The following is a 17,139-nucleotide window of genomic DNA, read 5'->3' as shown; positions in this document are numbered from 1 at the left end:
GCAGCACCCCGCTCGCACCATGCCGTCCACCGGATCGACCTCTTCCGTCCGTCGTCGGCCCGGCGTAGCGTGCCGGTATGTGTCGCAACATCGTCCCGTTGAACAACCTCCAGCCCGCCGCGACCGACGAGGAGTGCCACGACGCCGCACTGCAGTTCGTCCGCAAGATCTCCGGAGCGAATGCGCCCTCCCGCGCGAATCAGGCCGTCTTCGATCGCGCTGTGGCCGAGATCGCCCAGGCGGCCCGCGATCTGCTCGACGACCTCGTGACCTCGGCTCCGCCGAAGAACCGGGCGGAGGAGGCCGCCAAGCGACAGGCCCGTTCGGGCGAGCGCTACGAGGCCATCCGGGTCTACCAGCAGGAGAAGCGCGCAGCCAGGGCCGGGTGACACTCGAACGCGCCGCACCGCGATCCGCTGCTGCGCGGTGGGCGGTGGCGCCTATGCCAGAATCGACGTACCCCGCTCGACTTTCCCCGCGGACCCGGTGGTAGGGCACCGAGACCGCGACGTCGATCCTCGCATCGACAGGGAACCTCCCCAAGGAGAGCCGCATCTATGGTTGACGAAGCTCCGCGCGTCCTCGTCGTCGATGACGACCCCGACGTCGCCCTGCTCGTGAAGACGGTCCTCGAGCGCAGAGGCGGCTGCATCGTCGACATCGCGGAGGACGGCCGCGTCGCGATCGAGCGGATGACGGAGGTGCGTCCCGATGTCGTCGTGACGGACATCGAGATGCCGGGGCTGAGCGGGTTGGAGCTGCTCGCGGAGCTGCGGCGCACGAGTCCGAACGTCCCCGTGGTCGTGATGACCGCGCACGTCTCCGTGGAGTACGCGGTGTCCGCGCTGCGCGCGCAGGCCGACGAGTTCCTCACCAAGCCGCTCGACAACGCGCGCCTGATCGAGGTCGTCACGCGGCTCGCCGCCGAAGGCCGCCGCCGCCGCGAGGAGGGCCGGCCCAAGGAGATCGTGCTGGCCATCGGCGCGCACCCGGATGACGTCGAGATCGGCGTCGGCGGGCTGCTCGCGGCTCACGCGCACGCCGGGGATGCGATCACGATCCTCACGCTCTCTCGCGGTGCCCGCGGTGGCGACGCCGAGAGCAGGCAGGGCGAGTCCCTCGCAGCGGCCGACATGCTGGGCGCCCGGCTCTTCGTCAAGGATCTGGTGGACACCGAGATCTCCGGTGGCGGAGCCACGGTGCGCCTCATCGAGGAGGTCGTGCAGGAGATCCAGCCGACCATCGTCTACACGCACTCCGGCCATGACCGGCACCAGGACCATCGGGCCGTGAGCGAGGCGACCATCGTCGCCACCCGACGGGTCGGCACCGTGGCGTGCTACCAGAGCCCGTCGGCGACGATCGACTTCCGCCCGACGCGGTTCGTGCGCATCGACCAGTACCTGGATCAGAAGCTCCGCCTCCTCGAGCGCTTCCAATCGCAGACCGCCAACCGCGACTACCTCGAACCCGAATTCGTGACCGCCACGGCCCGCTACTGGTCGCGGTTCGGCGGCGGCAAGGCCGTGGAGCCGCTCGAGGTGGTGCGCGAGACGGCGGAGTTCGTCGGTGCTCACGAACTCACGAGAAGAGAGAGCTGATGACGAAGCGTGTGCTGGTGACAGGTGCGGGAGGTCCGGCCGGCGTGGCCGTCATCCGCTCGCTCCTCCGCCGCTCCGACCTGACCGTGTTCGCTGCCGACATGGACGGCTGGGCGAGCGGCATCTATCTGGTCCCGCCGGCGCAGCGGCGGCTCGTCCCGCCCGGCCGGGACGACGACTTCGTCCCCGCGATCGCACGGATGGTCGCGGAGGATGCGCTCGATCTCGTCATCTCGACGGTCGACGTCGAGCTCATCGCGCTGGCCGATCGTCGGGACGAGCTGGCACCGGCCGTCCTCGCGGCACCCTCGGCCGACACCCTGAACACCGCGCTCGACAAGCTGGCCCTCGCCGAGCGCTGCGCCGCGACGGATCGCACGCCGCGCACGGTCCTCGCGGGGCCGGGAGCCGAGGAGATCGACTGGGAGTTCCCGGTCTTCGCGAAGCCGCGCCAGGGCGCCGGCAGTCGCGGCATCCGCCTCGTGCCCGACCGGGCGGCGCTGGAGGCGCTGCCGACCGACGAGGGACTCATCGTGCAGGACTACCTGCCGGGTGAGGAGTACTCGGTCGACGTCATCGCGGATGCTGCGGGGAACGTCGTCGCCGCCGTGCCGCGGACGCGCGCCAGGGTCGACTCGGGCGTCGCCATCGCCGGGCAGACGGTCCGCGACCCGGAGCTCGAGGAGACCGCCGCAGCCATCGCCAGGGCGATCGGCCTCGTCGGTGTCGCCAACGTGCAGCTGCGCCGGGACCGCACCGGTCGCGCGGTCCTGCTCGAGGTCAACCCGCGCTTCCCCGGAGCGCTCCCGCTCACGATCGCCGCGGGGGTCGACATCCCCTCGCTGGTCGCGGATCTGTTCCTCGGCATCGAGCTCCCGGCACGGGTCCCGTTCCGTGAGGTCGCCTCGGTGCGCTTCCTGGAGGATGTGATCGTCGAGGTCGAGGATCTGCTCGTGTCCGCGCATGCGGGCCACCAGGAGGAGCTGTGAGCCACTCCGCTCTGCGCGGGGATCACCACGTCCACTCGACGTTCTCTGATGATGCGGTGTCGACGCTCGGGGAGAACGTCGAGGCCGCCGCGGCTGCGGGGCTGAGCACCGTGCGCCTCGTGGATCACGTGCGGCAGCGCACCACCTGGGTGCCGGAGTACCTCGCCGCCGTCCGCGCGCTCTCCGTACCCGACGGTCTCGAGGTGCTCACGGGTGTGGAGGCGAAGATCCTCGACGCATCGGGCGCGCTCGACATCCCGGCGCTTCCCGAGGGCATCGACCGCATCCTCATCGCCGACCACCAGTTCCCCGGCGTCGACGGCCCCCTCGGCCCGTCCGCGGTGCGCGAGCGCATCGCGGACGGCTGGGCGGCTGACGACGTCCTGGATCAGCTCGTCGGCGCCCTGATCTCCTCGATGCGCCGGCATCCGGGGAATCAGCTCGCCCACTGCTTCTCGATCCTCCCGAAGATCGGCCTGTCCGAGGATGACCTCGGTGACGAGCGCATCGACGCCTGGGCGCGGGCTGCCGCCGAGACCGACACACTCGTCGAGGTGAACGAGAAGTGGGGCTGCCCCGGCATCCGCTCGCTCGCCGCGCTGCGCCGGGCGGGCGCGCAGATCGTCGCCTCCACCGACAGCCACGTCGCCACGGACGTCGGCCGCTACTCGCGGGTACTCGAGCTCCTCGACGCGGGGGGCGACGCCTGATGGCGGAGCTCACCTGGCCCGAGACGGCGCTCGTCGTGTTCCTGCTGCTGTGCGTCCTCGTCGGCACGCTGCCCGTGATCAACACCGCGCTGCAGTTCCTCACACTGCCTCTGCACGCGTTCCGCAACCACTACGCGAAGGCGGCGCCGTACCACCCGAACGTCGCGGTCGTGATCCCGGCCTGGAACGAGGGACTCGTCATCGGGCCGGCGATCGAACGGCTGCTGCAGCTCGACTACCCCGCGGAGCGCCTGCGGATCTTCGTCGTCGACGACGCGTCGACCGACGACACCCCCGAGATCGTCAGGGCCGTGTCGGCGGCGCACCCCGGTCGCGTCGTGCACCTGCGTCGCGACAAGGGCGGCGAGGGCAAGGCGCACACCCTCAACCACGGGCTCGACGTGGTCCTCGCGGACGCCTGGACCGAGGCGGTGCTCATCATGGACGCCGACGTCATCTTCGCCCGGGACTCGCTGCGCAAGCTCAGCCGTCACCTGGCCGACGAGAAGGTCGGCGCCGTCACCGCGTACATCGCCGAGGGCAGCCGCGACCGGAACTACCTCACGCGCTTCATCGCGATCGAGTACGTGATCAGTCAGCTCGCCGCGCGACGAGCGCAGAACGTCGACGGTGCGATCGCCTGTCTCGCCGGTGGTGCGCAGCTGCACTCCCGAGCGAACCTCGAGGCCATCGGCGGGCGCATTCCGACGGGTACGCTCGCGGAGGACACGATGACGACGTTCGAGGGGCAGCTGAAGGGGCGGCGGATGGTGTTCGAGCCGCACGCCGTGGTGCTCGCGGAGGAGCCTCGTTCGGTCGACGGTCTCTGGAAGCAGCGGCTGCGCTGGGCCCGCGGCAACGTGCAGCTGACCTCGATCTACCGGAAGCTCTGGTTCCGGCCCAGCCGCACCCACAATCTCGGGAGCTTCGTCTTCGGGCTGGCCTGGTTCACGATCCTGCTCCTCCCCGCCTTCATGCTGCTGGCGGCAGGGGCGCTGCTGACGCTCCTCATCCTGCACAGCGACATCGCGGCGTTGGTGTTCCGCTTCATGTGGATCTTCGCGGCCTGCGTGTACCTCTTCTCGATGCTCTACGCCGTGCAGCTGGATCCGCGCATCGGCAGGCAGTCGTGGCGTGAGGCCGTCATGTTCCCCGGGCTCGGCGCGCTGATCCTCATGGCGTTCGCGCTGTTCCCCTGGCTCTTCGAGGACGGTCTCGCGCAGGTCGGCCTCGCCCTGACCGATGACAGCCGCTTCGCGTGGGCCGTGATCTTCTACCTCTGGGGGCCGATCTCCATGCTCGGCGTCTGGCTCGCCCGCGCGGTGGAGTCTCTTCCCGGCGGACGCTTCGTCGCAGGGCTGCTGATCTACATCTGCGGTTACGGCTCGCTGCTGTGCGCGATCACCGTGGATTCGTACATCAAGGAGTGGCGTCGTGCCGACGCCTCATGGATCAAGACCGAGAAGATCGGACGGGTCGTCTCATGACCGATGCGCCGCCGCAGGGCTCCGAGGTGGAGGAAATCGCCGCGGATGAACGCCGGGAGCGCCGGCTCATCCCGCAGGCGCTCCTCTCGCTCGCCGTCGTCGCCGTGATCGTCGTCGTGCGAGAGCTGCTCCTCCGATGAGCGGGCGGCCGCTGGCCCTCGTCGTCGAGGACACCGTCGACCAGGCGGCCCTCCTGCGCCGCTACCTCGACCGCGAGGGATTCGATGCGTTCATCGCACTCGATGCCGAATCGGCGATCGCCGCCTTCGACGAGATCGATCCGGTCCTGGCGGTGATCGACCTCCTGCTTCCCGGGATCTCCGGCCAGGAGTGCGCGCGCCGCGTCCAGGAGCGCTTCCCGGAGTGCTTCCTCGTGATCAGCTCGGTCCTCGACGCCGCGGACTATCCGCCGGCGGATGCGGCGCTGCCCAAGCCGATCACCGGAGCCGACCTGCGCGCGATCGTGGATCGGGTGACGCGATGAGGGCGACCCCGCTGGACCGCGCGGAGAACCGGTGGTACCAGGTCTTCGACAACCCGAGCCCGCTCGTGAAGCAGGCTCCGACCTTCATCGCGACGGTCGCCGCCATCCTGCTGACCTGGTGGATACCGGATCTTCCCGTCACGCACTTCATCGCGGTGGTGCTCGGCGTCGGCCTCGTGATGGCGGCGACGGTTCATGCGGCGGTGCTGAGTGCTCGTCGGATGTACGACGGCTGGATCGTCCTGCTCGTCCCGCTGATCGACATCGTGGGCCTCGGCCTTTTCCGCACCGGCACCGGGGGAGCGAGCTCGCTCTTCTCGTCCTTCGTGCTGCTCCCGGTCATCTGGATCGCCGCGGCGCCGGGCATCCGCTACGTCTTCGTCGTCGGCGGTCTGACCTCTCTCGCTCTGCTCATGCCCTACTTCGCCGATCCGCCGCACAGCGCGGTGGACTGGCTGCGGGGCGTCATCGGGCCGCTGGTCTTCGCCGCGGTCGCCGCGGTGATCAACGAGCTCTCCCGGCAGCAGCGCGTGCGCGCCGAGCAGGCGGAGGAACTGGTCGGGGAGCGCACGTCCGCGCTCGCCGACAACGTCAAGATGATCGTGCAGCTGCGCGAGAAGGAGCATCAGTACCGCTCCCTCGTGGAGTCTTATGAGGGTCTGTGGTCGTCGATCACCGCCCAGGCCGTGATCGCGACCGACCGCGAGGGCACGATCACCGCCTGGAACCCCGGAGCCGAGCGGCTGTTCGGCCTCACCTCCGCCGAGGCGATGAGCGGTGTGCGCATCGATCGCTTCTTCGCGGAGTCGTCGTTGACGGCGCTCGCAGGCGACTGCACGAACGAGCAGCGCGTCGACACCGGCTCCGAACTGCCTCCGGGGCTGCGGGCGCTGTTCGCCGGCGCCGACGACGACGAACAGAACGTCGAGGACGACGTGGACATCGTGACGGGGGCGGGGACGTCGGTTCCCGCGCGCGTGACCGTGAATCCCTACCGCGACGGGGCCGGCACCCAGCAGGGGTATCTGCTGGTGGTGACCGACGAGAGCAAGGCGGTCGAGGTCGCGCGCATGAAGGACGAGTTCGTCGGGATGATCTCGCACGAGCTCCGGACACCGCTCAGCGCGATCATCGGCTTCCTCGACCTGCTCCAGAACGATCCGGGACAGCCGCTCACCGAGGATCAGCGGGAGTTCGTCGACATCATCGAGCGCAACGCCCAGCGGCTGCTCAACCTCGTGGGCGACCTGCTCTTCACGGCGCAGGTCGAATCGGGACGGTTCCCCCTGGACCGCGAGGAGGTCGACATCGGCGCGCTCGTCCGCTCCGCCGTGGTCTCCGCAGGTCCCCACGCGCAGCGCGAGGGCATCGAGATCTCCGCGGAACTCGCCCCCGAGCCGATCCGCCTCCTCGTCGATGCGGGCCGGATCGGGCAGGCACTGGACAACCTGCTCTCCAACGCGATCAAGTTCACGCCCCGAGGTGGGCGCGTCACCGCCGCGGTCCGGCGCGTCGACGGCGGCGTGGAGCTGTCGGTGAGCGACACGGGTGTCGGCATCCCGGAGGACGAGCAGGGGATGCTCTTCACCCGGTTCTTCCGGGCATCCACGGCCACGAGGAACGCGGTGCCCGGTGTGGGGCTCGGCCTCACCATCACGCGGGCCATCGTGCTCGCCCACGGTGGGACGATGGACGTCACCAGCGAGGAGGGCGTGGGCACGGAATTCCGCTTCGTCCTGCCGGCGGCACTGCGGACCGAGGTGCTGCAGACGCTCAGTCGCGCGGACTGAGATCGTCGCCGTCGTCCGTCTCCCATGACGGCGGATGACGGCCCGTGAAGGACCGTGACGCCGAGGGTGCGGGTGCCTCATGGCCCGGCTACGTTTCCCGCATGACTCTTCTCCAGGACCAGATCAGCGCCGTCTCCGACGTCACACCCGCCGAGCGCGCACAGCGCCTGAACGATGCGGGGGCGGCGTGGAACGAGCGCATCGCCGCGGATGCGGGCAGCGCTCAGCTGACCTATCGGGTGAGCGGACGAGGCATCGGCTCGGTCGCGACGGAGATCCGTGCCGGCAAGCACCGATTCATCGTGGACGAGCCGAGCGCGCTCGCGGGGGACGACGTGGCCGCGAGCCCCGTCGAGTACGCGCTGGGTGCGCTGGTGTCGTGCCAGGTGGTCGTGTACCGGCTCTACGCCCAGGCGCTCGGTCTCACGATCGACGAGATCGAGATCACGGCCGAGGGAGACCTCGACGTGCGGAAGCTCTTCGGCATCGACGAGTCGGGCCGTGCCGGATTCCACGACATCCGGGTGAAGGTCGACATCACCGGCCCCGACAGCCCCGAGCAGTACGAGAACCTCCGCCAGGTCGTCGACGCGCACTGCCCGGTGCTCGATCTGTTCGCCGGCACCGTGCCGACGTCGAGCGCGCTCGTCTGATCGCTCTCCTCGTACCATCATCAGTCTGACAGTGGTACGGTGAGGCCATGGATACCACATTCGTCGCACCGATGGGTGATCGCGGACGCCTGGTCATCCCCGCCGAGCTCCGTGCTCGACAGCATTGGGACCAGGGTTCCCGGCTGCTGATGATCGAGACGAGCGGGGGAGTGATCCTCGTGACGCGCGATCAGGCCAAGGCGCTGGTGCGGTCGCAGCTCGACGGATCCGACCTCGTCGAATCGCTTCTCGCCGATCGCCGGGCGGCAGCGGCCTCGGAGGACGACGCCGCGTGACCGTCCTCGACGCCTCGGCGGTCCTCGCTTTCCTGCAGGGGGAGCCGGGTGCCGATCAGGTCGAAGGTGTTCTTGACGAAGCGGTCGTCGGTGCGGCGAACTGGGCGGAGGTGGCCCAGAAGGTGCGCGCCGCCGGTGCGGACTGGGGCGTGGCATCCGGTCTGCTGCGCAGCTACGAGCTGACGATCGAGCCCGTCTCATACGCCGACGCCGAAGCGGCTGCCGCGATGTGGAAGCGCGGCAGCGGACTGTCGCTCGGGGATCGGCTCTGCCTCGCGCTCGCTCGGCGCCTCGATGCGCCGGTGCTCACGGCGGATCGTGCGTGGGGTCGGTCGGACCGGATCATCCAGCTCCGACCCTGATCGCGATTCCGCCGACGGCGTCGCGGACTGATAACCTGGTCGGCTCGCTGTTCGCGGGCGGAAGGACGGCCACGAACAGTGGGCTACATCGATGTCTCCGGAGTGTCTCTGACGCTCCCCGACGGCAGACCGCTTCTCGACGAGGCGACATTCAGGGTCGGCGCAGGATCCACCAGCGCGCTGATCGGACCGAACGGCGCAGGCAAGACGACGCTGCTGCGCATCATCCGTGGTGACCAGCCGGCCGACGACGGAGTCGTCACGATCGACGGCGGGCTCGGCGTCATGGACCAGTTCGTCGGACACGGACGCCAGGGGCAGACCGTGCACGACCTTCTCGTGAGCGTTGCACCCCAGCGGATCCGCGCGGCGGCGCAGGGGCTCGAGGCGGCGGAGAACGCCCTGATCGAGCGCGACGAGCACGACACGCAGATGGCGTACGCGTCGGCGATCGCGGAGTACGCGGATGCCGGCGGCTACGAGCACGAGACCGTGTGGGATCAGTGCACGGTCGCCGCGCTCGGCGTGCCGTTCGAGCGAGCGCGCTTCCGGGAGCTCACGACGCTCTCCGGCGGCGAGCAGAAGAGGCTGGCGCTGGAGGCGCTGCTGCGCGGTCCCGACGAGGTGCTGCTGCTCGACGAGCCGGACAACTACCTCGACGTGCCCACCAAGCGCTGGCTCGAGGGACAGCTGCGGCAGACGCCCAAGACCGTGCTCCTCGTGTCGCACGATCGCGAGCTCCTGGCTCGCGCCGCGGACCGTCTCATCACTCTCGAGCCGGGAGGCGCCGGCTCGACCGCGTGGGTGCACGGCGGCGGCTTCGCGACCTATCAGCAGGCACGCACCGACCGGATGGATCGTCTCGACGAGCTCCGGCGGCGCTGGGACGAGCAGCACGAGAAGCTGCTGACCCTGGTCGCGAACCTCAAGGTCAAGGCCTCGGCGAACGACGGCTTCGCGTCGCGGTATCAGGCCGCCCAGACGCGGCTCCGCAAGTTCGAGGAGGCCGGTCCGCCGGAGGAGCGGCCCCCGGCGCAGGACTTCGACATGCGTCTGCGCGGTTCTCGTACGGGCAAGCGCGCCGTGGTGGCCTCCGCCCTCGAGCTCACCGGGCTGATGAAGCCCTTCGATGCCGAGGTCTGGTACGGCGATCGCGTCGCGGTGCTCGGCTCGAACGGATCGGGGAAGTCGCACTTCCTGCGGCTGCTGGCACGCGGCGGCAGCTATCCGGATGCCACGCTCGGCCATGTCACGTCCACCGGAGAGCAGCTGAGCGAGGTGCCGCATACGGGCACGGCGACGCTCGGCGCCAGGGTCGTGCCGGGCCTCTTCGCGCAGACGCACGCGCACCCGGAGTTCGTCGGGCGCACGCTGCTGGAGATCCTGCACCGCGGAGACGACCGCCGTGCGGGGATGCCGCGGGATGCCGCCAGCTCCGCGCTCGACCGGTACGGGCTCGTCCGGCAGGCGCAGCAGACGTTCGACTCCCTGTCGGGCGGACAGCAGGCGCGGCTCCAGGTGCTGCTGCTGGAGCTGTCCGGCGCGACGCTCCTGCTGCTCGACGAACCAACGGACAACCTCGACCTGGAGTCGGCCGAGGCTCTCGAAGACGCGCTCGCGCGTTTCGAGGGGACGGTGCTCGCGGTGACGCACGACCGCTGGTTCGCGCGATCCTTCGACCGGTTCCTGGTGTTCGGCTCGGACGGCGACGTCTACGAGTCCGACGCGCCGGTCTGGGACGAGAAACGGGTCGCACGCGCGAGGTGAGCCGAGTGCGAGGGGTCAGGAAACGCCGTGCGTCGCGGTCGAAGGCGGCACTCTCTGACCCCTCGACCCGGTCAGCGCCGGCGACCGCTCCCGCCTCGCAGCCGCAGGCTTCGTCGAGCGCCGGGTAGGCTGGACGGGTGACCATGGAGATCGAGCTCGGCCGAGGAAAGCGCGCACGCCGCGCGTACACGTTCGATGACATCGCGGTGGTGCCGTCGCGCCGCACGCGCAACCCCGAGGATGTCTCGACCGCATGGACGATCGACGCGTTCGGCTTCGACATCCCGGTGCTCGGAGCGCCGATGGACTCCGTCGTGAGCCCGCAGACCGCGATCATGCTCGGGCAGCTCGGCGGCCTCGGCGTGCTCGACCTCGAGGGGCTGTGGACGCGATACGAAGACCCCCAGCCGCTGCTCACGGAGATCGCCGGGCTCGACGACGGCGAAGCGACCGTGCGCATGCAGCAGCTGTACTCCGAGCCGATCAAGCCCGAGCTCATCACCCGCCGCCTCGCCGAGATCCGTGAAGCCGGCGTCACCGTCGCTGGATCCCTCACGCCGCAGCGTACACAGGAGCACTACGACACCGTGGCCGCTGCCGGGGTCGACCTCTTCGTCATCCGCGGCACCACGGTGTCCGCCGAGCACGTGTCCAGCGTCGACGAGCCCCTGAACCTCAAGAAGTTCATCTACGACCTCGACGTCCCGGTCATCGTCGGCGGCGCCGCCACCTACACCGCGGCACTGCACCTCATGCGCACCGGCGCTGCCGGCGTGCTGGTCGGCTTCGGCGGCGGAGCGGCTTCCACGACCCGCGCGACGCTCGGCATCCACGCGCCGATGGCCACCGCGGTCTCGGACGTCGCTGCTGCGCGTCGTGACTACCTCGACGAGTCCGGAGGCCGCTACGTGCACGTGATCGCCGACGGCGGCGTCGGCACGTCGGGCGACATCGTCAAGGCGCTGGCCATGGGGGCGGATGCCGTCATGCTCGGCGTCGCGCTCGCCCGCGCCACCGACGCTCCCGGCCGCGGATTCCACTGGGGTCCGGAAGCACACCACTCGAAGCTGCCGCGCGGACGCCGCGTCGAGGTCGGCGGCATCGGCACCCTCGAGGAGATCCTCTACGGTCCCGCCCCCGTCGCCGACGGCACCGCGAACCTCATCGGCGCCCTGCGCAAGTCCATGGCGACCACCGGATACTCCGACCTCAAGGAGTTCCAGCGGGTCGAGGTCGTGCTCGCGCCGTACGAGGCCTGAGGACCCGCTCGTCACCGTGTCGACTACTGCGCCGTTCCCGCCGACCCTTCGCGAGGTCATGCTGCGGGGACGCTGGATCGGGATGCTGCTGCTGTGCCTCGTCGTCGCCGGCGTGTTCGCGTGGCTCGGGCAGTGGCAGCTCGAGCGCGCGATCGAGACGGATCCGCCCCCGGCGGGGGCGACCGAGCAGGTGCGGCCGCTCACCGACGTCGTCGAACCCGGGCAGTACCTTCCCGAGCCGCTGGTCGGGCAGAAGGTCGAGACCTCGGGAGAGTGGGTCGAGGGGGACTTCCTCGTCGTGTCGAGCCGCTTCAACGACGATGTCGAGGGCTACTGGGTCACCGGCCAGCTGCGGGTCGCTGACCGCACGTCGATCGCGGTCGCGATCGGCTGGGCGCCGGATCGCGAGACGGCGGATGCCGCCATCGAACGGCTCGACGCCGAGGTCGACGGCTCCCAGGTGGAGATCGGCGGCCGGATCATCTCCGACGAGGGGCCGTCCGTCCCACCGCGCACGGACCCCGATCGGATGGATCGGATGTCGACGGCGGCGCTTCTCAGCCGCTGGCACGACACCGAGGAGCTCGACGTGTACCGCCCGTTCCTCGCCTCGACCACGGCGACCGCCGGACTCGTGGACATCTCCTCTCCCGCACCCGAGGAGCAGTCGCCGATCAACTGGCTGAACATCTTCTACGCCGTCGAGTGGGCGATCTTCGCGGGCTTCGCGTTCTACCTCTGGTACCGCCTGGCGAAGGACGCGTGGGAGCGCGAGGTCGAGGAGTTCGAAGACGCACGAGGCGTGGAAACGGCCTGATCACGTCGCGCATCTGCGCGGGGGCGGGTGCGCACATGTGCGCCGGAATGCCGGCATATGGACCTTCGTCGGGGGTCGCCGCGGCCATCCGGTGAGCGGTCGGTGACGAATCGGAGAACTCCATTGAGGATGTCCGGAGCGCTCCGTATGCTCGCAACATGTGTGCGGGCTGGGAGACCCCGGTGCGCGCCGTGACAGATTCATGAGAGATGTCGCACCACCGACCGAGGAGACCGCACCGATGATGTCCGCTCCAGAGGACGGGAACCGCATGGCTCCCGTCGCTCACCGTAGAAACAGGGGGCGCGTCGGCGCTCTCGCCCTGACCTGTGTGGCAGCGCTGGGCTTCGGCTCGCTGACCGCCGTGCCCGCCTTCGCCGATCCGGCAGGGACGGGGGTGGTGATCAATGAGGCGTACCTCTCCGGCGGCAGCGCAGGGGCGGCTTTCAAGAACAAGTTCGTCGAGCTCTACAATCCGACCTCCGAGCCGATCACCCTCGACGGCAAGTCGCTGCAGTACCGGTCGGCGACCGGAACCGGCGCCTCGAACGGCGTGGCACCGCTCACCGGCGTGATCCCCGCCGGCGGTTACTACCTGGTGCAGGGCAACAGCAACGGTGCGAACGGCGCAGACCTTCCCGCTCCGGATGCGGTCAGCACCCTCACGCCGAGCGGCACCACCGGCACACTCGCGCTCGTCGAGGGCACGGCCGCCGTCACCCTCACCCCTGGCTCGGTCGTCGGCGTCGACGGCGTGATCGACCTGCTCGGCTACGGCACCTCCAACACGTTCGAGACCGCCGTGGCGACTCCGCCGGCGGGCAACACCGACGTCAAGTCGCTGAACCGCACGAGCGGCGCAGACACCGACGACAACAGCGTCGACTTCACGCTCTCCGCCACCATTACCCCGCAGGGCACCGGCGGCACCGACCCGGATCCGGACCCCGATCCTGATCCCGATCCGACCACGGTCTCGATCGCCGAGGTGCAGGGCACCGCCGACGTCTCGCCGCTGAGCGGCCAGACCGTCACGGTCGAGGGCGTCGTCACCGCCGACTACCGCACCGGCGGCTACAAGGGCATCGTCATCCAGACGCAGGGCTCCGGCGGCGCGGACGACGCGACGCCCGGCGCATCCGACGGCGTCTTCGTCTTCCTCAACGCGCTGGCCCCGACCCTCGCGATCGGCGACCTCGTCTCGGTGACGGGCTCGGTCGGCGAGTACTTCGGCCAGACGCAGCTGAACCCCGGCGCGGTGACCGACATCGCCGTGCTCGCGGCAGGCGCCGGAGTGCCCGCCGTCACGCCGCTTCCCGACGCCGTGCGCGGCGCCGACCGGGAGCAGTACGAGAACATGTACGTGGCTCCGGAGGGCACCTACCGCCTCGCATCCAGCCACCAGCTGTTCAACTTCGGAACGCTCTGGCTCAACGCCGGGGCAGACCTCAACGTCAAGAGCACCGAGACCACGCGGCCCGGAGACGCGGCGGCGGCCATCGCCGCGGCCAATCGCGCCAATCGCCTCCTGCTCGACGACGGCTGGTCCATCCAGGTGACGAACAACGGCCACCCCGGTGCTCAGCCGTACTTCACGAAGGACGCGGTGGTCCGCAACGGCGACACCGTCGACTTCGGCGACAACGGCTACGTCCTCCAGTGGGGCTTCGACGACTGGCGGCTGCAGCCCGTCGTGCCGATAGACGACGCCTCTCCCGAAGACCTCAAGGTCGGCTTCACGGCGACGAACCCGCGCACCGAGTCGGCCCCGGAGGTCGGCGGAGACGTGCAGGTCGCGTCGTTCAACGTCTACAACTACTTCACGACGCTGACCTCCGAGAACCCCGACGCCCGGGGAGCGGAGACGGCCGAGGAGTTCGCGATCCAGAAGTCGAAGATCGTCTCGGCGATCAACGGCCTGGATGCCGAGATCGTCTCGCTCATGGAGATCGAGAACTCGGTCAAGCTGGGCGAGCCGATCGACTCGGCGCTGGCGGATCTGGTCGACGGCCTCAACGCGGACGCCGGCAGCGAGGTGTGGGACTACGTGCCCACCCCCGACGCGCTGAACGACGCGGCCACCACCGACTACATCACCAACGCGATCATCTACAAGAATGATGCCGTCTCCACCGTCGGCGACAGCGCGACCGTCACCGATGAGACCGTCTGGGGCAACGCGCGCGAGCCGATCGCCCAGGCGTTCGACATCGACGGCCGGGTCGTCACCGTGGTCGCCAACCACCTGAAGTCGAAGTCGCCGCCGCAGGGCGCGGGAGCGGAGCCGGCCGACGGCCAGGGCTTCTTCAACGCCGACCGCGTCGCGCAGGCGAACGCGATCCTGGCGTTCACCGCCGAGCTCGAGGAGACCACCGGCAGCGGCGACATGCTGCTGATCGGCGACTTCAACGCGTACGGCAAGGAAGACCCGATCGACGTCTTCACCTCGAACGGCTGGAGCGACCTGGTCGCCGACAAGGCGGCCGGTCAGTACACGTACACGTTCGACGGCGAGCTCGGCTCGCTCGACCACGTGATCGCGTCGCCGTCGCTCGCCGCGTCCATCACGGGCGCCGGCGTCTGGGGCATCAACTCGCCGGAGTGGAGCGACCGCGGCTACGCCTTCGGCGCCACCGAGGAGGGTACGCCCTACCGGTCCAGCGACCACGACCCGATCATCGTCGGCGTCTCCTCGGAGCTCCCGCCGGTGAGCATCGACGTCGTCACGGTCAACGACTTCCATGGGCGGATCGAGGCCGACGGCGCTGCCGCGGGCGCGGCCGTCCTGGCGGGCGCGGTCAAGCAGTTCCGCGAGGCGAACCCGAACACGATCTTCGCCGGAGCCGGCGACCTGATCGGTGCGTCGACGTTCACCTCGTTCATCAACGACGACAACCCCACGATCGACGCCCTCAACGCGGCCGGTCTCGATGTCAGCGCCGCGGGCAACCACGAGTTCGACCAGGGCTGGGAGGATCTGCGCGATCGTGTGCAGGACCGCGCGGACTGGGAGTACATCTCGTCGAACGTCTTCGTCACGGAGACCGGCGAGCCCGCACTCGCACCGGCGTGGGTCAAGGAGCTCGACGGCGTCAAGGTCGGCTTCGTCGGCGCCGTCACCGAGGACCTCGACTCGCTCGTCTCGCCTGAGGGCATCGCCGACCTCGAGGTGCGCAGCATCGTCGACTCCGTCAACGCGGTGGCCGACGACCTGCGCGACGGCGATGAGTCGAACGGCGAAGCGGATGTCGTCATCCTCCTCGTCCACGAGGGCGCGGAGAGCGTCGACGTCGGGGCCATCACCCCGGAATCGCCGCTCGGTGAGATCGTCTACGGCGTCGACGACGACGTGAACGCCATCGTCTCGGCGCACACGCACCTCGCGTACAACCACGTCATCGACGGCCGCCCGGTCGTCTCGGCAGGTCAGTACGGCGAGAACCTGGGCCTGATGAACATCCAGGTGGACCCGAAGACGAAGGACCTGATCTCGATCGCCAACGAGATCAAGCCCCTCACGGCTGCGGGCGCGCCGCTGTACCCGGCCGTCCCCGAGGTCGCCGACATCGTCGCCAAGGCGAAGGCCGAGGCCGACGTGCTGGGCGCGATCAAGGTCGGAGACATCACCGCCGACTTCAACCGCGCGCGTCAGACGGCCGGCTCGGAGAACCGCGGTGGCGAGTCCACCATCGGCAACTTCGTCGCCGACGTGCAGAAGTGGTCCACCGACGCGGACATCGCGCTGATGAACCCGGGCGGGATCCGGGCGAACCTCGCGTACGCCTCGGCCGGAGCATCCGATCCCGACGGCAACGTCACGTACCGCGAGGCGGCGACGGTCCAGCCGTTCGCGAACACGCTGGTGACGCTGACTCTCACCGGTGCGCAGCTGAAGGGCGTGCTGGAGGAGCAGTGGCAGCCCGCGGGCTCGGCACGGCCGTTCCTGAAGCTCGGCGTCTCGAAGGGGCTGGTGTACACCTACGACCCCGCCGGGGCGCAGGGTTCGCGGGTCACGTCGATCACGCTCGACGGCACGCCGATCGACCCCGCAGCGGAGTACACGGTCGCCGCGAACTCGTTCCTCGCCGCCGGTGGAGACAACTTCTCCACCTTCAAGCAGGGGACGGGCAAGCGCGACACGGGCAAGATCGACCTGCAGTCCATGGTCGACTGGTTCGACGCGAACAAGACCGCGAGCCCCGACTACGCCCAGCGTGCGGTCGGCGTCGCGGTCAGCCCGGCGGATGCCGACGGCTACAGCGCCGGCGACCAGGTGACCGTATCGCTCTCCTCGCTCGCGTTCAGCGCGGGGGAGCCGGCTCCGGGCGAGGTGACGCTCTCGCTGGGCGGCACGCAGCTCGCGGCCGGAGCGATCGACCCGGCCATCGTCGACACCACGGACGAGGTCGGGCGGGCGAGCCTGACGTTCACGGTGCCGTCGGGCGTCTTCGGTGAGCAGCAGCTCACCGTCGCTGTCGCGAGCACCGGGACGACCGTGCAGGTGCCGTTCACGATCGCCGGCGAAGAGGAGTTCGCCGGGACGATCGAGCTGGGCTCCTCCAAGGTGGCGGCGGGCAAGAAGCTCACCATCACCGGCGAGGGATATCAGCCCGGCGAGACCGTGACCGTGGAGCTGCGTCCGAAGAAGGGGCAGCCGATCGACGTCGGCACGATCCAGGTCGGTGACGACGGCTCGTTCACCGCGTCGGTGACGGTTCCGAAGAAGACGCAGCCCGGGAAGTACACGGTCGCCGTGTCGCAGGCGGACGGTGACGAGGCGACGGCCACCGTCACGGTCAACCGGGCCGGCGGCATCGGCGGCGCGATCCAGGACATCCTCGACTGGCTGTGGGATCTCCTCACCGGATGGTGGTGATCCTGCACGCAGGATGACAGGGCGGAGGCCGTCGGGGGGAGACCCCGA

Annotated in this window: 15 protein-coding genes; all 15 read left to right on the top strand. The window is 69.7% G+C overall.

The annotated features are described in order from the left end of the window. The first annotated feature begins 77 nt into the window (after window positions 1-77). Window positions 78-389: a DUF2277 domain-containing protein gene (locus tag ABD648_RS06895; RefSeq protein WP_282214229.1), complete on the top strand. Its 312-nt coding sequence runs from the start codon at window positions 78-80 to the stop codon at window positions 387-389. Between the two features lie 168 nt (window positions 390-557). After that, window positions 558-1,601, top strand: coding sequence for a response regulator (locus ABD648_RS06890; RefSeq protein ID WP_282214228.1), 1,044 nt, complete (start codon window positions 558-560; stop codon window positions 1,599-1,601). Further along, window positions 1,601-2,590 (top strand): ATP-grasp domain-containing protein, encoded by a 990-nt coding sequence (locus tag ABD648_RS06885; RefSeq protein ID WP_282214227.1) that lies wholly within the window; start codon window positions 1,601-1,603, stop codon window positions 2,588-2,590. The genes ABD648_RS06890 and ABD648_RS06885 overlap by 1 nt, the downstream gene beginning before the upstream one ends. Beyond that, window positions 2,587-3,300: a PHP domain-containing protein gene (locus tag ABD648_RS06880; protein ID WP_282214226.1), complete on the top strand. Its 714-nt coding sequence runs from the start codon at window positions 2,587-2,589 to the stop codon at window positions 3,298-3,300. The genes ABD648_RS06885 and ABD648_RS06880 overlap by 4 nt, the downstream gene beginning before the upstream one ends. Further along, a complete protein-coding gene (locus ABD648_RS06875; RefSeq protein ID WP_282214225.1) occupies window positions 3,300-4,787 on the top strand; it encodes a glycosyltransferase family 2 protein in 1,488 nt (495 codons plus the stop codon). Before ABD648_RS06880 ends, ABD648_RS06875 begins: the two co-directional genes overlap by 1 nt. Further along, a complete protein-coding gene (locus ABD648_RS06870) occupies window positions 4,784-4,927 on the top strand; it encodes a hypothetical protein (RefSeq protein ID WP_282214224.1) in 144 nt (47 codons plus the stop codon). Before ABD648_RS06875 ends, ABD648_RS06870 begins: the two co-directional genes overlap by 4 nt. Further along, window positions 4,924-5,271, top strand: coding sequence for a response regulator (locus ABD648_RS06865; protein ID WP_282214223.1), 348 nt, complete (start codon window positions 4,924-4,926; stop codon window positions 5,269-5,271). Before ABD648_RS06870 ends, ABD648_RS06865 begins: the two co-directional genes overlap by 4 nt. Beyond that, a complete protein-coding gene (locus ABD648_RS06860; RefSeq protein WP_282214222.1) occupies window positions 5,268-7,061 on the top strand; it encodes a sensor histidine kinase in 1,794 nt (597 codons plus the stop codon). The genes ABD648_RS06865 and ABD648_RS06860 overlap by 4 nt, the downstream gene beginning before the upstream one ends. Before the next feature lie 101 nt (window positions 7,062-7,162). Beyond that, window positions 7,163-7,714 (top strand): OsmC family protein, encoded by a 552-nt coding sequence (locus tag ABD648_RS06855; RefSeq protein ID WP_282214221.1) that lies wholly within the window; start codon window positions 7,163-7,165, stop codon window positions 7,712-7,714. 47 nt (window positions 7,715-7,761) lie between these two features. Beyond that, window positions 7,762-8,010: an AbrB/MazE/SpoVT family DNA-binding domain-containing protein gene (locus tag ABD648_RS06850; RefSeq protein WP_282214220.1), complete on the top strand. Its 249-nt coding sequence runs from the start codon at window positions 7,762-7,764 to the stop codon at window positions 8,008-8,010. Continuing rightward, window positions 8,007-8,372 (top strand): type II toxin-antitoxin system VapC family toxin, encoded by a 366-nt coding sequence (locus tag ABD648_RS06845; protein WP_282214219.1) that lies wholly within the window; start codon window positions 8,007-8,009, stop codon window positions 8,370-8,372. Before ABD648_RS06850 ends, ABD648_RS06845 begins: the two co-directional genes overlap by 4 nt. A 78-nt stretch (window positions 8,373-8,450) precedes the next feature. Beyond that, window positions 8,451-10,139: an ABC-F family ATP-binding cassette domain-containing protein gene (locus ABD648_RS06840; RefSeq protein ID WP_282214218.1), complete on the top strand. Its 1,689-nt coding sequence runs from the start codon at window positions 8,451-8,453 to the stop codon at window positions 10,137-10,139. Window positions 10,140-10,282: 143 nt separating this feature from the next. Continuing rightward, complete coding sequence (locus tag ABD648_RS06835) at window positions 10,283-11,398, top strand: GuaB3 family IMP dehydrogenase-related protein (protein ID WP_116634586.1); 1,116 nt, start codon at window positions 10,283-10,285, stop codon at window positions 11,396-11,398. A gap of 58 nt (window positions 11,399-11,456) precedes the next feature. Continuing rightward, window positions 11,457-12,215 (top strand): SURF1 family protein, encoded by a 759-nt coding sequence (locus ABD648_RS06830; RefSeq protein WP_282217517.1) that lies wholly within the window; start codon window positions 11,457-11,459, stop codon window positions 12,213-12,215. A 271-nt stretch (window positions 12,216-12,486) separates the two neighbouring features. Continuing rightward, window positions 12,487-17,091: an ExeM/NucH family extracellular endonuclease gene (locus ABD648_RS06825; protein WP_344708672.1), complete on the top strand. Its 4,605-nt coding sequence runs from the start codon at window positions 12,487-12,489 to the stop codon at window positions 17,089-17,091. The last annotated feature ends 48 nt before the right edge of the window (window positions 17,092-17,139 follow it).

Origin of the sequence: Microbacterium luteolum (assembly GCF_039533965.1) — a bacterium.
GTDB lineage: Bacteria > Actinomycetota > Actinomycetes > Actinomycetales > Microbacteriaceae > Microbacterium > Microbacterium luteolum.
Note: the sequence above shows the minus strand (reverse complement) of the source record. Positions and strands in the feature narration are given on the sequence as shown.

Excerpts from the sequence above, each read along its gene's own strand:
- ABD648_RS06830 (WP_282217517.1), top strand. The coding sequence starts at position 11,457 with ATGCTGCGGGGACGCTGGATCGGGATGCTGCTGCTGTGCCTCGTCGTC.
- ABD648_RS06865 (WP_282214223.1), top strand. The coding sequence starts at position 4,924 with ATGAGCGGGCGGCCGCTGGCCCTCGTCGTCGAGGACACCGTCGACCAG.
- ABD648_RS06855 (WP_282214221.1), top strand. The coding sequence starts at position 7,163 with ATGACTCTTCTCCAGGACCAGATCAGCGCCGTCTCCGACGTCACACCC.
- ABD648_RS06885 (WP_282214227.1), top strand. The coding sequence starts at position 1,601 with ATGACGAAGCGTGTGCTGGTGACAGGTGCGGGAGGTCCGGCCGGCGTG.
- ABD648_RS06850 (WP_282214220.1), top strand. The coding sequence starts at position 7,762 with ATGGATACCACATTCGTCGCACCGATGGGTGATCGCGGACGCCTGGTC.
- ABD648_RS06835 (WP_116634586.1), top strand. The coding sequence starts at position 10,283 with ATGGAGATCGAGCTCGGCCGAGGAAAGCGCGCACGCCGCGCGTACACG.
- ABD648_RS06870 (WP_282214224.1), top strand. The coding sequence starts at position 4,784 with ATGACCGATGCGCCGCCGCAGGGCTCCGAGGTGGAGGAAATCGCCGCG.
- ABD648_RS06890 (WP_282214228.1), top strand. The coding sequence starts at position 558 with ATGGTTGACGAAGCTCCGCGCGTCCTCGTCGTCGATGACGACCCCGAC.
- ABD648_RS06825 (WP_344708672.1), top strand. The coding sequence starts at position 12,487 with ATGGCTCCCGTCGCTCACCGTAGAAACAGGGGGCGCGTCGGCGCTCTC.
- ABD648_RS06895 (WP_282214229.1), top strand. The coding sequence starts at position 78 with ATGTGTCGCAACATCGTCCCGTTGAACAACCTCCAGCCCGCCGCGACC.
- ABD648_RS06860 (WP_282214222.1), top strand. The coding sequence starts at position 5,268 with ATGAGGGCGACCCCGCTGGACCGCGCGGAGAACCGGTGGTACCAGGTC.
- ABD648_RS06875 (WP_282214225.1), top strand. The coding sequence starts at position 3,300 with ATGGCGGAGCTCACCTGGCCCGAGACGGCGCTCGTCGTGTTCCTGCTG.